We start from the raw sequence: 12406 nt of genomic DNA, 5'->3' as shown, positions 1-12406 counted from the left end.
CTTTTAGTGATGTCAAAGTTGCCCATATGCTTTAATACATATTGTCTAACCTTGCGCTCCTCTGCTTGGTCTCTCCACTCCCCAGCGTGTTTGCCTTTATGATGGATAAACGAATTTTTTGTTAAACGGGGAATGTGATCAGATTCTAAATTTGAGAGATCAACTGGCTTAGATCTAATTAGATTTGCTAGCTCCTCTTGTGTCATGTCTTCGGGTTGTTTCAAGTGCTCCCCTTATTAAATACTTCATCTTGGGGAAGAGCACAGAATACCCGGATATGGTTGGGGCAAGCTTTGCTTATAAAAATTTTGAACCCACTTTAAATAAATTTGTAGAGCATTTTTCTAGCTTGCCCCTTAAACTCTTTTCTTTTGAGATCAAAAAAGAGATTAGCTTAACTAATTGCAGGGAATATTATTTCCAAGCCATTAGCAATAGTTCTTGGGCTCATGAGGGCTATTTAGTAGCAGAGAAAATCAACATTCAAGATAACGAATTAATGGATTTATTAAAACGATTGCACACTAGCTTTGGTATTGGGGTGATTTTGTTAAATGTGCAAGAGATGTATAAAAGCCAAGTACTCTTAAATGCAAGATACAGGGACAATTTAGATCACGCCATGTTGGCTGAATTATCCAAAAACAGCCCAGATTTTAGAGACTTTTTAAATGCTTTGATCCTCTATCACGAGGCGATTAAAGCTAATATGAGCGAACAGACTAAGTTAAAAGCCTTTGATAGTGTGTTAGATACAAGGGATTTACAAACTTACACCAGCATAGAGATCTTAAAACAAACCCCCAAAGAAGCTTAAATGGCAATTAATTATGCCGTGCAGAGGGGGGCTAGGGTTTATGCCTACGATGAAAATGGGGATGAACTCTTTAACAAACCGGGCGAATTAGTACGCTTCACAAATAATGCCGTATTTGTGAGGAGGGGGGCTAGGGTTTGTAAACTTGATGCTTATGGCTATGTGGTGGATCCGGATGTTAAAGAGAGTGGGGGTGAGGATGGATTAATTGGGTTAATTGGAGGGGGTATTATAGGCTTAGTTATTTTTATTTTTTTAAATCTTAACCATATACATAACTATTTTTTTCCCCCTCCTCCGCCGTCTTTTAAAGACCAAAATAAGCGCGAACAAGTCTTCCACGATGCAATGGGGCTATTTACACAACAAAGCTACAAAGACGCCCAAGAGCGTTTTATTTGGCTAGCTCAAATCAAATACCGCCCTGCGTTTGATTATTATATGGCAGGGCAATGTGCCTACAAAACACAACACTATCAAGAAGCCATTCAATTTTACAAGCAAAGTCTAGCAATTAAAGAGCAAGCTAGCTATACCCCTATTTTACTAGAAAACACCGCTAATGCCTACAAAGCTCTTAAGGATCATAAAAATTACGAGCACACCTTACACCTCTTAGCCCGCTACCCGCAAAGTGAAGAAGGCAAAAAGGCTCTAGCTATTTTGAAACAAAAGTAAAGAAATTTAAGATAAGAGACGCAAATATACTTTCTCTAATAAACCTTAACGTCTCAGCCCTCATTGGCACAATCTGCAAGAGAAGTGTTTGGCTTGCTTTTATTTGAAAGCTTGTTTCTTGCACTGGTAGCCTCAAATCATAAAAACTAGGCTTTTCCCTATGAGACTGAAAAGTCCTTTTTTAACCCCGCATTTCTGATTACAAAATACGCCGTAGGGATAATAAAAAGGGTGAGTACCACACTGGTGATCATGCCACCTAACATGGGAGCAGCAATAGAGTGCATGATCTCAGAGCCCACGCCATGGGAGTACATAATAGGGATCAAAGAAACCAAAATGCTAAAAAAGGTCATCAGTTTAGGGCGCACCCGTTGTACTGCTCCATGCATGATCGCCTCTTTTAAATGCGCGCTGGTTTGCTCACTTTGTTTTAAAAAGTTTTGGTAGGCATCTTCTAAATAAATAATCATCACAATAGCCGTTTCAGATGCCACACCCAAAAGCGCTAAAAAACCCACCAAAACAGCAATACTTAAATTTAGGCCAATGATATTCATAAAAACTAATCCGCCTAAGAAAGCAAAGGGCAAGCTAAAAAAGCAAAGTAAAGAGTTGATCGTACTTTTAAGCGCAAAGACAATTAAAAGAAAAATGATAAAAATGCTAATAGGCACAATGTATTTAAGGGTGGCAAAGGCTTCATCTAAATACTGGCTCTCCCCAGAAAATTCGTAATAATAGCCCGCGGGTAATTTCACACTCTCTAAGGCTTTTATAGCCGCTTGGCGGTAAGTCTCTGAGCTCACCCCATTTTTAGGCACAATATAAATAAAATGCACACTCAAACCCTTCTCACTCTTAAGCACCGCTGGGGCGTTTTCATAGTAGACATGGGCAAATTCTCTTAAGGGTACATAGCTAAAGGGCGTTTTAATGTAGAGATTATCTAGGCTTTCTATGTTGTCGCGCTGCACATCTTGCAGGCGCACAGAAATAGGATAACTCTCCACCCCATCAATTAAAGTGGAAACCCGCGCCCCGCCTACACCATAAGAAATCATATTTAAAACACTCTCTTTGGTGATGTTATACTCAGCTAGTTTTTCTGGGCGCAAGTCTACATTGAGATAATAACCATTGTTAGATTTTTCCGCAAAAACAGAGAGAGACTCAGGGAGAGTTTTTAATTTCTGCTCCATTTGAATCGCTAAATCTTGTAATAAATAGGGATCTTTGCCATACAGTTTAATACCAAGAGGCGTACGAATTCCTGTTAAAAGCATGTCAATGCGCCCACGGATAGGATAGGTCCAAGAATTAACAAGGCCTTTTAACTGCAAAGCTTGCTCTAATTTATTTCTAAGTTGTTTGTAGGTAATTTTCTCAGGCCATTCAGATTTGGGTTTGAGCTCAATGTAGGTCTCTAGCATAGAAAGAGCCGCACTATCGCTACTACTATTAGCCCGGCCAGCTTTGCCAAAAACTTGCTTGACTTCAGGGATAGCCTTAATGCGCTTATTGGTTTCCTCTAAATATTTTTTGGCCGTATCAATGCCTACGGCATTAGTGGTTACGGGCATATACATCACCACGCCCTCATTAATAGAGGGGATAAACTCCCAGTTAAGCCTTTTATACACAAAATAAAGCCCGCCTAAACCTAGTACACTTAGCGCTAAAAAGACATATTTAAAGCGCAAAACAAAGGTCAAACACACCCCATAAATCTTAATGAAAAAAGCATTGATAGGATTTTTAGACTCTTCTACAATCTTGCCCTTGATAAAAAAGAGCATTAAAATAGGCACGATGCTAATAGAGAGCAATGCCCCAACTAGCATGGCAAAGGTTTTAGTGTAGGCCAGAGGCGAAAAGAGCCGTTTTTCCTGACCGCTTAAATCAAAGATGGGCAAGAAAGAAACCACGATGATCATGAGCGCAAAAAAGATCGCCGGTCCTACTTGTTTGACCCCCTCAATAATAGCCGCCTGCCTCTGCTCCTCATTTTGGATATTGGCATGGCTTAAGTGTTTGTGGGCATTTTCTACCATTACAATGGCTGCATCTACCATAGCCCCAATGGCAATAGCAATGCCACCTAAGCTCATAATACTAGCCTCAATGTTAAAAAAGTGCATGAGTAAAAAACTCAGACACACACAAAGAGGTAGCGTGATGATCACCACTAGCGCACTTCTAAAATGCAATAAAAAAATAGCAATGATGATCAAAACCGTGATACTCTCTTCTATAAGCGTGTGGATCAAATTGTCCACACCCTTTTTAATAAGCTCACTGCGATCATAGACAGGTATAATTTGCACATCTGGATCGCCCTCTTGCAAGCGCGCGATCTTTTGTTTGATACGCTCTAAAATGCTATAGGTATCTGCGTGGTAGCGCACCATCACAACCCCGCCCACTACCTCATCTGTGCCGTTGAGATTGGCCACTGAACGGCGCGGTTTAGGCGTGAAGTTGATCGTTGCGATGTCTGTTAACTTAATAGGCGTGCGGTTAGGCGCTTTGAGTACGATTTCTCCTAAGTCTTTTAAGCCTTTAGTATAACCTTGTGCATGGATAATCTTTTCAAACCCATTTTCTAAAATAATCCCTCCCCCCGTGTCTTGATTGGATTTTTTAATAGCATTGATCACATCTGTTACACTTAAATCGTATTTGACTAGCGCATCATTATTGATAGTTACCTCGTAGTTTCTCTCAAAGCCCCCCACGCTAGCAACCTCGCTCACCCCGTCCACCCCTAAAAGCGCGTAGCGGTAATAAAAATCTTGCAAAGTTTTAAGCTCGGCTAGATTTTTAGTTTTACTTTTAAGTGCGTACTGGTAAGCCCAACCAATGGAGGTAGAATCACTACCCATTTCCACCTTAGCCTCTGGGGGCAATTTTACCCGTGCCATTTGCTCAGAGACGCGATCGCGGGCAAAATACAAATCCACGCCATCTTTAAAGATGATATAAATCAAACCGGTTTCATAGCTAGCAATCCCGCGCACAGTCTCTACATCAGCAATGCCCATTAAATTAGACACCAAAGGGTAGACCGCCTGTTCTTGTACCACCTCTGGGCTTTGGTTAGGATAGCTCACCTGTACCACCACCTGAGTGGGTGAGAGATCAGGCAGCGCATCTAAACGAGTGTTTTTCATAGCCCAAAGTGAGATCAAAAAGAGCAGAAAAACCACCATTACAACCACTAATTTATTCTTAATGCTCAAAGAGATGAGCGCATTAATCATCACTCATCCCCGTTATTAATCGCGTCTGCATCCAAAATAAAGAGGGCGTTTTTGGCAACTTCATCGCCTGCCTTTAACCCCTCTAAAATTTCATAACTCCCATCGCTGTTTCGTTTGGCTTTAATTTGTGTGAGGGTAAAATCCCCATCTTCTTTTTTAAAGACAATGGTTTTATCATTTTTAACTAAAACCGCCTCTTTAGGCAGCACCAGCATTTTTCTAGCCTGCTGGTAGATACTCACCCTAGCAAACATGTTAGGGAAAAAGATTAAGGCAGGATTATTTAGGATAAAGCGCACTTGTAGCATTTTATCCTGCGCTCCGATGAGAGGGTTAATGCGATCAAACTTTAAGGGAAAAACTCCAGAAACCCCCTCAATAGAGATACTGGCTTTAGAAAGGTGGCGTACAAAATCTAAATCCTCTTGGTTGACTTTAGCTAACACATATAACGAGCGTAAATCAATGATTTTGTAAATCTCTGCCCCGCTTTTAATAAACCCGCCTTCATTGATATTCTTAGTAAAGATCACCCCGCTAAAGGGCGCGCGCATATCAATATTGTTTTTAACTTTTTTGGTTTTAATGATATTATCAATCTCATAGGTAGGCACACCTAAAAGACGCAATTTTTCACGCATTTGTTCTACTTGTTTATTAAAGCGCACAGAAGAGAGCAATTCACTTTGCACGCTAATAAGGGAGGGGGAATAAATATTAAAAAGTTTGTCCCCAGCTTTGATGTTTTGGTAGGTTTGATTCACATAGAGTTTTTCAATATAGCCATCAAAACGGATATTATAAGAAAAGACTTTAGTTTCATCTGCTTCTAAGAGTGCATAATACTGCCTAAAGGGTGCGACCTCTTTAAGCATAACCTTAATACTATCCCCCCCCTTAGCCTGCAATAAACAACATAGTAAAACCACCCCCCATAACCGCACTATCACCAAAGCCCTTTGAGATTCTCTAAATTTAAATAAGTGGTAGAAAGCTCGCTTTGGGTATCAATTTTAGAAAGCTGTGTATTGATCTCATCGTTAAAGGCGCTGTAATAGGTGTTATAATCTGCTGAAGAGGGTAAGTTATTCGCATAAATCTGTACAATATGCCCATTGGCTTTTAAGATTTGATCAATGCTAACTAAATTTCTTTGTAACTGTGCGATTCTTTTAAGTAATTTTTTAGCCGTGTGCATCACTCTATTTTTGGTATTTTCTACCTCTTTAAGAGCCACTAAATGTTCCTCTTTCTTTTGCTGTAAGGTGTTACTTTGTTTGCCATAAAGGGGGAGAGGAATAGCTATACCAACGGTAAACATATCAAAGATGTGCCGTCTGAAGAGATAGTTAGCAGTTACATTAATATCATCAAGAAAGCCCTTTCTAGCTAGTGTAATGTTTTTAAGAGATTGGCTATCTTGTAAATCAGCAATCTTAATCTCGCGATTAGTACTCATGATTGTCTTTAATTCCTCATCAGGATTAAAAACAAGCGCACTAGGCGCAAGACTTAAAAGATCGCTTTGGTTAAAGGTTAATTCGCTAATCTTAATCCTGTTATTATCTAGCGCGTCTTCTAAATCGCTTTGTTTGATTTGTAATTGGGATTTAAGTACTTCAATTTTAGCAATCGCAATGGCATCTGGGCTACTAGAGTGCATAGCCTTATATAACAAACTATCTAAGTTACTCAACGCTTCTTTGAGTAAGGCTAATTTTTGGGTATTTCTATGGACATTGATAGCATTGATTAAAATATTAATAGCAATTTGTTGTCTAAGTTTTTGGAGTTCTAAGAGCTTTTTTTGGCTCTCTAAATCAATCACTTGCTTTTTAGTGTGCCGCTTACCATTCACATCAAATTTTTGGGATAGCCCCACGCTAATACTTTGCATAAAGTTAAACATGCCGTTAAACTCGCCATTTAAAACGAAGTAATCATTTACATTAGCGTTATTATAGGCTACATATAAAATGGGATTATCCCAGCGAGATGCTGCCCTAGCTTGGGCTTGCAAGCTAGAAATCTGTGCCTCTAAACTCTCAAGTTTGGCATTTTTATGTAAATACTTATTGTAGATACTCTCTAAATCTAACCGGCTTTGTGAGCCGACTAGAACACTTAGAAAAGCACAAACAAAAATTAGAGAGCGCATGGGCTAAATATTCACGCTACCTTTACCTTTATAAACCTTGCCCTCTTTAGTTTTGACCTGTACTTTAATTTGCCAAGTACCACTCATGGGTAAATTGATCTTAGCATGGTAGGTGTCGCCTTTTTCTTTTACCTGTGCTTCTTCATTCATCGCAGCCATGCCCGGCATTTCAGGCATTTTAAAATTCAATTTAATATGCGCACCTTTTAATTCTTTACCTCCAAGAGTGGGTACTACATCAAACTCATTATTGCCACTGACCAATTTTTTATCTGACTTGAACGCTACTTCTGCTTCCTTAGCCTTAATTTTTAACTCCCATGCTTGCAAGCTCCCAAAGGCTAGACCGCATGCCAGTAACAAAGCACCCAGTTTTTTCATATAAGCTCCTCATGTTTAATGGTGAGTCTGCATTCTAGGTTGTGTTTGTGTAAAATTTGTGGAAAATGTATTCAAAGTGTTAGAACTAAGAATAACACCATGTGTAAGAATATCTATACTACTTTCGCCATTATAAATTTTTCCCTCTTTAGTTTTGACTTGTACTTTAATTTGCCAAGTGCCATTCATGGGTAAATTGACCTCTGCATGGTAGATGCCATTTTTTTCTCTTATTTGCGCCTCTTTATTCACTGCAGCCATACCCGGCATTTCAGGCACACCAAAACTTAATTTGATAGAGGCATTTTTTAAAACTTTGCCTCCAAGAGTGGGCACTAAATAAAATTTATTATCCCCGTCTACTAAATTTTTATCCGCTTTAAGTGCTACCTCAGCTCCTTTAGCCTTAATGGTTAATTCCCAAGCTTGCAGACCCCCAAGGGCTAGAGTACATACTAGAAACAAAAAGCCTAACTTTTTCATGTAATCTCCTTTATTATCAAAATGCAAGGATATTGAAACACATTTGCGTAAAATTTCTGTAAATTAACCCTTCTTGTGTTAGAGTTGCCTATCTTTACATAAAGGATTAAAATGGATTATAGAATTGAACATGACACGATGGGCGAGGTTAAAGTAGAAAATAGCAAGTACTGGGGCGCACAAACCCAAAGAAGCTATGAAAATTTTAAGATCGGCACAGAAAAAATGCCCCCAGAGCTTATTTTTGCCTTTGCAAAACTTAAAAAAGCCCTAGCTAAGGTCAACCACGATTTAGGCAAACTCAGTCAAGAAAAATCAGAGGCTATTATTAAGGCCTGCAATGCCATTTTAGAGGGCAAGCTAGAGGGCATGTTTCCCTTAGCCATTTGGCAAACAGGGAGTGGTACGCAAACTAACATGAACATGAATGAAGTGATTGCCAACTACGCCACAGAGATTCTAGGGGGCAATTTTAGAGAAAAAAAGCTGATTCACCCTAATGATGATGTGAACATGTCCCAAAGCTCTAATGATACCTTCCCAACAGCCATGCATATTGTCAGCGTACTAGAAATCACACAAACCCTTTTACCCGCCTTAGATAAATTGCACGCTACCCTTGAGAGCAAAAGCCAAGCTTTTTATCAGATCATTAAAATCGGGCGCACCCATTTACAAGATGCCACGCCCTTAACTCTAGGACAGGAATTTAGCGGGTATGCAAGCATGCTTACGCACTCTAAAGAACAGATTATGCAGAGTTTAGAGGGGCTAAGAGAGTTAGCCATCGGGGGCACAGCAGTGGGCACAGGTCTAAATGCCCACCCCCAGTTATCAGAAAAAGTTGCTAAACAACTTAGCCAAGACACGGGGCAGGTTTTTAAAAGCGCGCCTAATAAATTCCATGCTTTAAGTAGCCATGACGCCATTACTTTTGCCCACGGAGCCCTTAAAGCCCTTGCGGCCAATTTAATGAAAATTGCCAATGATATTAGGTGGCTTGCTAGCGGCCCGCGTTGTGGTTTAGGCGAATTATCTATTCCAGAAAATGAGCCGGGAAGCTCTATTATGCCCGGCAAGGTCAATCCTACCCAGTGTGAGGCTTTAACAATGGTTGCGCTGCAGGTGATGGGCAATGATGCGGCTATTGGCTTTGCCGCTTCTCAAGGCAATTTTGAACTCAATGTCTTTAAACCTGTGATCATCTATAATTTCTTGCAAAGTTTACGCCTTTTAAGCGATAGCATGCTTAGCTTTGATCTGCACTGCGCGCAAGGTATCCAACCTAATAAAGACAAGATAGATTATTATTTGCACCACTCTTTAATGCTTGTTACCGCACTCAACCCTCATATTGGCTATGAAAACGCGGCTAAAGTGGCAAAAAACGCCCATAAAAAGGGCATTAGCCTTAAAGAATCAGCAGTAGAGTTAGGGCTTTTAAGCGCAGAGGATTTTGAGAAATTTGTAGTGCCTGAAAAAATGATTGGACCTAGGGCTTAGTTTAAAATCTTAAGCTAGATAATGCCCCCCTTTTTTGCCCATGATCGTCTCCTTTTATACCAAGCTAGCGCGCTTGATTATTTGGTGTTAGAGGAGCAAAGCCTAGATTGCATCATCACCTCCCCGCCCTATAATGTGGGTATGGTTTATGGTAGCAATGAGGATAATAAAAGTTATGCAGAATATTTAGACTTTAGCGCGCATTACTTGGCTAATTGTTATGCATGGGCTAAGAAAAGTGGGCGCTTGTGTCTTAACATTCCCTTAGATAAAAACAAGGGCGGACAACAAAGTGTGGGAGCAGACATCATTAGTTTAGCTAAAAAGATGGGGTGGTGCTATCATAGCAGCATTATCTGGAATGAGGGCAATGTCTCTAGGCGCACCAGCTGGGGGAGCTGGCTTAGTGCTTCTGCGCCCTATGTAATCGCCCCGGTCGAGCTCATTGTGATTTTTTATAAAGAGGTGTGGAAAAAACAGCACAAGGGTGTTAGTGATCTGAGTAAAGAAGAGTTTATTACCTGGACTAATGGGCTTTGGAGCTTTAATGGGGAGTCTGCTAAACGCATAGGCCACCCCGCCCCCTTTCCTAGAGAGTTGCCTAGGCGCTGTATCAAGCTTTTTTCTTTTATAGGAGATGTGATCTGTGATCCTTTTAGTGGGAGCGGAACAACTATGCTAGAGGCTTATGCTAATCAGCGCAATTTTATAGGTATTGAACTCGATCCTACTTATTGCGAACTTTCTAAACAGCGCTTTTTAAAAATGATAGAAAATGAGAATTAGTCAGCATGATTTGATTATGGAGTTTTTTAAAGCAAACCCTAATACAGAATTGCCCACCCTGAAATTGTAGATTGGCTCACACAAGAATATACAAAGCGCACAGGTAAGGTTTTTAGAGATCCAGATAGGGGGATTAGAAAGTTGCACCAGCAGGGAATGTTGCAAAAGATTGCTAAGGGGGTATATCGTTACGATCCTAATTTGGTACTGCACATAGACTTAGAGGACTTTAGCGAGTCTTTAAAAAAGCAGATTTTAGAACGCGATAATTACGCTTGCGTGATCTGTGGGGCAGGTAAAAAAGAGGGAGTAGAATTGCATGTTGATCATATTAAGCCTAAAGATTTAGGAGGCAAAGCCACTTTAGAGAATGGGCAAACACTTTGTTCACGGCATAACTTCTTAAAAAAGAACTTTAGGCAAACAGAGACGGGTAAAAAGATGTTTATCCGCATGCTAGAGAGTGCAAGAAAATCAGGAGAATCAGAACTTGTAACGTTTTTAGAGGAGATTTTAAGCGTCTATGAAAAACATGGGATCAATGGGCATATTGTGTGGAGGAAGGACTAAAAATTTTTAGGGATAAATAAATAATTAGCAAAAATAAGAAAGACAGTATCTGTAAAACGCTCAAAATACTAGGTTACTCCTTATCTGTGTTAATTGCACGCAGTAAACACGCTTTGTTTGCTGGTTATCACTATCTTACTAGTAGGAATCTTATAAGGTTAAAGCATCTAGAGCATTTAATATAGGTCTTTCACATCATTTAAAACATAATTTTGCTCACTCCCTGTCTTAGGTATAAAGCTAGGGGTACTCATAATTTAGGGGCATGTATCATAACCACTAAAGGCAAGTGGAGTTTTTTGCCGCTTAAGCCTAAACGCACAGCTGCGAGAAATGGCCCAGTGTCTAAGCTGATATTAATGGGACTATTGGCATTCTTAGAAAAGTTTTTTCTAAAGTGGCGCAAATCCTAGGGGGTAGTAGGGCAAAAGTTCACCCCTATAAAAATCTCCGTCCTAAGAAATACGATGGAAAAATTTACGAAAAAAACCTATCTTTAATAAGACTATATAGTTTTTTAGACATTGGGAAGTTGTGTATTAAATCGTACCACATCGCTTTGATCTAAGGACAAATGTTCCTTACTCTTTACTTTTTGAACTCTCCTATCAGCTGGACTACAACCATAGATCATGAAAGAGATAATTTTTAGAGCCATACAATGTCTTAATAAAATAACAACCTAAGCAAGAGAGAGCCTCATCCTTATAAGACAGTAAGCCTAAACATCTCACCTTCACTAGTTGCCTATTGGCTACTTGTAAGGATACCGGCGCAAGAGATCGATGTGTGTACGCAAATCCTCAGCAGCATGCCGTCTTAAAGGGTCTAGTTGGACAATTACACCCTCTTGTTTAGCAAATCTAATGGCGGGGACAAAGTCGCTATCATTAGCGATCAAAATAATCTTTTCCACCTGTTTTTTAATAGCCAAAGAAGCAATGTCCAGGCCAATTTTCATATCTACCCCTTTTTGGCGTAGGTTGAGCTGAAAATCCCCATCCTTCAAGTCTTTTACAGATTTTTCTCCGGACAAGAGTTTTGGCAAGATATTGGGCTTTAATACCCACGGATTGTCCTTATCAAACTGGATTCGTCCTAATCTTACGCTAAAATAGGGTTTTTGTTTGAGCTCATTAAGAAGTTGTATATTGAATTGCGCCACATCGCTTTTGTCTAAAGACAACTGTTTTTTGCTGATTGGCTGTTGCGCCCTCCCGGTGGCAGGGGGACAACTATAGATAAAAACACGGAACAAGTAATCTCTAGAGTTGCCCAATGTCCTAAGAACATACTTCCTAATTTCTTCAGCTAAGGCAACAGAAGCAGGACGATCTTGAGGCGGGTAAAGCACTTTGAGAAAAAAACCTAAATCTACTAAAACGGCTGTTTTTTTGGGTAGATGGACATCAAAAAATTGAGAATCAGACTCATTTAACATAAGAAACTCTTTACCAAGACTTCAACGACCCGGGAGCTAAAGTGTCCGTATCTCTCAGGATCTCTGAGGCGAAACCGAGCCAGCCGGGTCTGTATGAACGGCCATTGTAGCTAGTTTTACACTAATTGTCAAGACATGCTTAAAACTATTAAAAAGCATCCTAGACAAATAAAGCAAAGACCAAAAAAACTAGAAATGGAAAACTTGAAAGTATTGTTTTAAGAAATCTCCAACACCTAAGCAAGAGAGCCTTGAGCCTGTGGCCCTTGCAACCAAATGCAAGGGCATTTCTCTAAGAAAGGAGGTGATCCAACCGCAGGTTCACC

Annotated in this window: 12 protein-coding genes and 1 pseudogene; 5 read left to right on the top strand and 8 right to left on the bottom strand. The window is 39.9% G+C overall.

Annotated elements, in window-relative coordinates:
- Positions 1-224 (bottom strand): hypothetical protein (locus tag G6Q00_RS07740; RefSeq protein ID WP_163532030.1); only part of this gene is annotated, 224 nt, incomplete at its 3' end.
- Positions 225-277: 53 nt separating this feature from the next.
- On the opposite strand from G6Q00_RS07740, the gene G6Q00_RS08470 reads away from it, so the two are divergent.
- Both G6Q00_RS08470 and G6Q00_RS08675 read left to right on the top strand, forming a co-directional pair.
- Positions 278-817, top strand: a complete 540-nt coding sequence (locus G6Q00_RS08470) for a hypothetical protein (protein ID WP_205426573.1) — start codon at positions 278-280, stop codon at positions 815-817.
- Complete coding sequence (locus G6Q00_RS08675) at positions 818-1495, top strand: hypothetical protein (RefSeq protein WP_240331059.1); 678 nt, start codon at positions 818-820, stop codon at positions 1493-1495. It abuts the gene before it with no gap.
- Between the two features lie 158 nt (positions 1496-1653).
- On the opposite strand, the gene G6Q00_RS07720 is transcribed toward G6Q00_RS08675, so the two are convergent.
- The 5 genes and pseudogenes from G6Q00_RS07720 to G6Q00_RS07700 form a co-directional block, all read right to left on the bottom strand.
- Positions 1654-4758, bottom strand: coding sequence for an efflux RND transporter permease subunit (locus tag G6Q00_RS07720; RefSeq protein WP_163532681.1), 3105 nt, complete (start codon positions 4756-4758; stop codon positions 1654-1656).
- Positions 4758-5708 carry an efflux RND transporter periplasmic adaptor subunit gene (locus tag G6Q00_RS07715; protein WP_240331058.1) on the bottom strand — a complete coding sequence of 317 codons (951 nt, stop codon included), beginning with the start codon at positions 5706-5708 and terminating at the stop codon, positions 4758-4760. The genes G6Q00_RS07720 and G6Q00_RS07715 overlap by 1 nt, the downstream gene beginning before the upstream one ends.
- Complete coding sequence (crdB, locus tag G6Q00_RS07710) at positions 5705-6916, bottom strand: copper resistance outer membrane protein CrdB (RefSeq protein ID WP_163532680.1); 1212 nt, start codon at positions 6914-6916, stop codon at positions 5705-5707. The genes G6Q00_RS07715 and crdB overlap by 4 nt, the downstream gene beginning before the upstream one ends.
- Positions 6917-6919: 3 nt before the next feature.
- Positions 6920-7297 (bottom strand): FixH family protein, encoded by a 378-nt coding sequence (locus G6Q00_RS07705; RefSeq protein ID WP_163499726.1) that lies wholly within the window; start codon positions 7295-7297, stop codon positions 6920-6922.
- Positions 7298-7405: 108 nt separating this feature from the next.
- Positions 7406-7780, bottom strand: a pseudogene (locus G6Q00_RS07700) (FixH family protein); the annotation flags it as partial.
- A 111-nt stretch (positions 7781-7891) separates the two neighbouring features.
- Between G6Q00_RS07700 and fumC the strand changes: the two are divergent.
- The 3 genes from fumC (at position 7892) to G6Q00_RS07685 (ending at position 10639) form a co-directional block, all read left to right on the top strand.
- Complete coding sequence (gene fumC / locus G6Q00_RS07695) at positions 7892-9283, top strand: class II fumarate hydratase (protein WP_163532678.1); 1392 nt, start codon at positions 7892-7894, stop codon at positions 9281-9283.
- Between the two features lie 21 nt (positions 9284-9304).
- Complete coding sequence (locus G6Q00_RS07690; protein ID WP_163532677.1) at positions 9305-10069, top strand: DNA-methyltransferase; 765 nt, start codon at positions 9305-9307, stop codon at positions 10067-10069.
- Positions 10070-10225: 156 nt separating this feature from the next.
- Positions 10226-10639: an HNH endonuclease gene (locus G6Q00_RS07685; protein ID WP_240331057.1), complete on the top strand. Its 414-nt coding sequence runs from the start codon at positions 10226-10228 to the stop codon at positions 10637-10639.
- A gap of 517 nt (positions 10640-11156) precedes the next feature.
- On the opposite strand, the gene G6Q00_RS07680 is transcribed toward G6Q00_RS07685, so the two are convergent.
- Together G6Q00_RS07680 and G6Q00_RS07675 are read right to left on the bottom strand one after the other, a co-directional pair.
- Positions 11157-11297 carry a hypothetical protein gene (locus G6Q00_RS07680; RefSeq protein ID WP_163532676.1) on the bottom strand — a complete coding sequence of 47 codons (141 nt, stop codon included), beginning with the start codon at positions 11295-11297 and terminating at the stop codon, positions 11157-11159.
- Positions 11298-11393: 96 nt separating this feature from the next.
- Entirely contained in the window at positions 11394-12080 is a 687-nt protein-coding gene (locus G6Q00_RS07675) for an NYN domain-containing protein (RefSeq protein ID WP_163532675.1), read from the bottom strand.
- Positions 12081-12406 lie beyond the last annotated feature (326 nt).

This window comes from Helicobacter suis, from assembly GCF_902196125.1.
Taxonomy (GTDB): domain Bacteria; phylum Campylobacterota; class Campylobacteria; order Campylobacterales; family Helicobacteraceae; genus Helicobacter; species Helicobacter suis_B.
The sequence above is the reverse complement of the archived record's forward strand: the minus strand, read 5'-3'. Positions and strand labels throughout refer to the sequence as shown.